This window comes from Synechococcus sp. OH2 (genome assembly GCF_047462155.1).
Classification (GTDB): Bacteria; Cyanobacteriota; Cyanobacteriia; order Thermostichales; family Thermostichaceae; genus Thermostichus.
Genome location: NZ_JANSIR010000106.1, coordinates 25,483 through 27,309, shown reverse-complemented (window position 1 = coordinate 27,309; position 1,827 = coordinate 25,483). Strand labels below are relative to the sequence as shown.

At 59.3% G+C, this 1,827-nt stretch carries 3 protein-coding genes; 1 reads left to right on the top strand and 2 read right to left on the bottom strand.

Going from position 1 to position 1,827, the window contains the following annotated elements:
• Positions 1-471, bottom strand: a 471-nt coding sequence (locus NW835_RS10725) for a S1 RNA-binding domain-containing protein (protein ID WP_414415275.1), incomplete at its 3' end; no start/stop codon positions are given.
• Between the two features lie 148 nt (positions 472-619).
• A complete protein-coding gene (locus NW835_RS10720) occupies positions 620-1,060 on the bottom strand; it encodes an RrF2 family transcriptional regulator (RefSeq protein ID WP_414366793.1) in 441 nt (146 codons plus the stop codon).
• 129 nt (positions 1,061-1,189) lie between these two features.
• Here NW835_RS10720 and NW835_RS10715 point away from each other — a divergent pair.
• The coding region (locus NW835_RS10715) for an AAA family ATPase (protein WP_414415274.1) at positions 1,190-1,827 on the top strand (638 nt) is incomplete at its 3' end.

Genomic DNA, 1,827 nt, shown 5'->3' with positions numbered 1-1,827 from the left:
TTCTAGATCTTCCCGTTGGTTGAGATGCGAGCGAGGAATAAAGCCCCGCAGCCCCTGCACATCCACCAGCACTCCACCCTTGTTGGTGCCGATCACCGGGGCAGTTACTGTCTGGCCATTGGCCTGTTTTTCGGCCAGCTCCTCCCAAAGTCGCTTCAGCCGCAGCCGCCGCGCCGAGAGCACGATTTGCCCTTCCGAGTCCTCTCGCAAGATGAGAAAATCGGCTTCGCTTTTGAGGGGAAAAAGCCCGCTCAAATCCTCTCCTGGGCGGATCCCGGCTTCCTTCAGGGGCAAAAAGGCCGGCGACTTGCCGCCGATATCTACCAAGGCCCCATCGTTCTGGTGCTGGAAGATGCGACCTCGCACCACCTGTCCCGGTTGAAAGTCAAGGCTTTGCGCCTCCAGAGCCTTGGCAAAATCTTCCGAAGAAAACGTATCGGCAGCCTGAGAGCGAGGGAAACGAAAGGTCATGGAAAGGAAGCCATTCGAGAGGCAATGGGTTTCAGGATAACCCAAAACCTGCCAGGGATCCCAGCCCCTCTCGTCCGCCTCAGCGGGAAGAGGTGCTCACCCTCTTGAGCGGAGGCCAAGCCCAGGGCATCGACACCGGCAGCTTTACCTAGATGTAATACATCAACCTGGCCTGTTGCTGTTGCGCCTGCCGGTCGCAGAGGTCTTGCAAGGTCGTTTTTTGGAGAATGCCCACCGCTGCCGCCTGGGCATCTTGCCAAGCCTGCCAGAGCACCTGGCGCTCCGGCGAGAGATCGCCGCTGGGCAAGTCCCGGGAGCGGCTGAGATCTTCTCCCTCGATGGCCTGAATGATGTCCAACAGGGAGATCTGCCAGGGCGGTCGAGCCAGAGAATAACCCCCTTTGGCACCCCGCTGGCTGCGTACCAGGCCCTGCCTGCGCAGCGTGGCCAGCAACTGCTCCAGGTAGCGGTCGGGAATCGACTGATGGGCTGCGATCTCCTTGATCTGCAATACCCGGCCATCATGGTAGTGCTGGGCCAACTCCAGAAGAGCTAGGAGAGCGTACTCACTTTTACAAGACAGTTCCAAAATACCCATCCTTCCTGCAGGGATCAGGTCTATGGTACTCCGGTTTCCCGCCGGAGTTTTGTGAGATCCCCTTTGGGTTAGCGGTGGGTTCGGCCTGTATGGTGGAATAGGCCCCTTTGGGAGTGGTTTATGGCAAGTGTTGGCTCCCTATCCGGTTCAGCGCGGATCCCGGCGGAGCGATTGCAAACTTTGCGGCAGCAGATTGGCAAGCTGATCGCCAACGTCGAGTCGGTGTTTCAAGGCAAGCCACAGGTGGTGCAGGCGGTGGTGACGGCCCTGGTGGCGGAAGGCCATGTCTTGCTGGAGGACGTGCCGGGAGTGGGCAAAACCACGCTGGCGCGGGCCATTGCCCGCAGCTTGGGGGCCAAGTTTCAGCGAATTCAATTTACCAGCGACCTCTTGCCAACTGACATTCTTGGCCTCACCCTCTTCAACAAAGAGAAAGGGGAGTTTGAATTTCGCCCAGGCCCCATTTTTGCCCATGTCATCCTGGCCGACGAGATTAACCGCACCTCTCCCCGCACCCAGAGTGCCCTGTTAGAGGCAATGGCGGAAAAGCAGGTTTCGCTGGATGACCGCACCTACCCGCTGCCCAGTCCCTTTATGGTGTTGGCCACCCAAAACCCCTTGGAGTATCACGGCACCTATCCCCTCCCGGAAAGCCAGTTGGATCGGTTTTTGGTGCGGCTGTCCATCGGCTACCCCAGCCCTGAGGTGGAGCGGGCTTTGCTGCTGCAGCGACAGCAGGCAGAGCCGGTGGAGGCTCT